Annotated in this window: 2 protein-coding genes; both read right to left on the minus strand. The window is 38.6% G+C overall.

Annotated features, from left to right (window positions below; genetic code table 11):
- Nucleotides 1–54: 54 nt before the first annotated feature.
- Nucleotides 55–681 (minus strand): hypothetical protein, encoded by a 627-nt coding sequence (locus tag CDZ78_RS20920; RefSeq protein ID WP_087871644.1) that lies wholly within the window; start codon nucleotides 679–681, stop codon nucleotides 55–57.
- The coding region (locus CDZ78_RS20925; RefSeq protein WP_244559326.1) for an HNH/endonuclease VII fold putative polymorphic toxin at nucleotides 671–1,024 on the minus strand (354 nt) is incomplete at its 5' end. The genes CDZ78_RS20925 and CDZ78_RS20920, both read right to left, overlap by 11 nt.

The raw sequence follows: 1,024 nt of genomic DNA on the forward strand, positions 1-1,024 counted from the left end.
AAGAATTCCATTTGTAATCTTCGTTTCAACGAAATGAATAATGCCAGACCGCTATTACTGTACTAAACTTTTCACTAATTCCGGATCACCTAAACCAACAAAACCATATTCAGGGTCATCAAATTCACCGTATACCTTGAAAATAATCCCCTTATTATTTATTACATATCGCAAAAGTTCTTTATCAAAGAGCCCAAGATGCTCCCATCCCATACAAAGAGCCCCTTTAATATTGGTGCTTCCAGGCAAAGAAATTATATATGAATGACTATCTTCATTAAGAGACTTGACAACTGATTCAATGGATAGCTCTGAAAGAGATATTGCACGAAAAAACTTTACCTTATTATCTCTTTCTAACATCTCTTCATATAATTCACTATAGTGAGTTATATTTATACCTCTTTGTTTCCGTCTTTTCCAGCGGAGAATTCGTGTATCATCTTGCCACCCCCCGTCACCTTCAAAATACCACAATGTGAATCCAGGCATTTTTGTCATCACCAAGCTAAAAATGAACCTCAGTACCAAAAGCCTATCATCATAAAGAGAACCTGAAGCTGATGACCAAGCAGCAGCAGCTACTTTTGTATTTTCTGGAAGGTTGTTTTTACGAACATTATAAGTTTCATTTTCTTTCGAAACATCCACCGTACTTGAAATTTCAATATCAGTAATCATAATGATTATTTTTTCCTTGATTAAAATGCGGCCCCCGATTTTGTGGGTTGCCAAGACCGAAGTCATGTCCACCTGCATCATCCCTGATTCTCACGGTTTGGGTTTTACCACTAGAAAGACGAGTATCAAATTGATAAGATCTTCCAGGTTGAACTTTACCTTGTTTGTCAATATTCGGACGGACACTAGTTGGATGCTTACTTACTGGTATCCCCGCTTGTCTTTTTGCTTCCCTGAAAGCTCCATTACGACCCGCGCCTGGAGGGCTAAGGTTTGGTGGCCTTGCTCCTTTTTTTGTGACATTAAGAACTTTAGTAACACCTGCCGGTAAGCCAGGTATTAC

Origin of the sequence: Bathymodiolus platifrons methanotrophic gill symbiont (assembly GCF_002189065.1) — a bacterium.
Lineage (GTDB): Bacteria > Pseudomonadota > Gammaproteobacteria > Methylococcales > Methylomonadaceae > Methyloprofundus.

Bases quoted from the DNA above. Each gene is read 5' to 3' on its own strand.
- CDZ78_RS20920 (WP_087871644.1), bottom strand. From the start codon at position 681: ATGATTACTGATATTGAAATTTCAAGTACGGTGGATGTTTCGAAAGAA.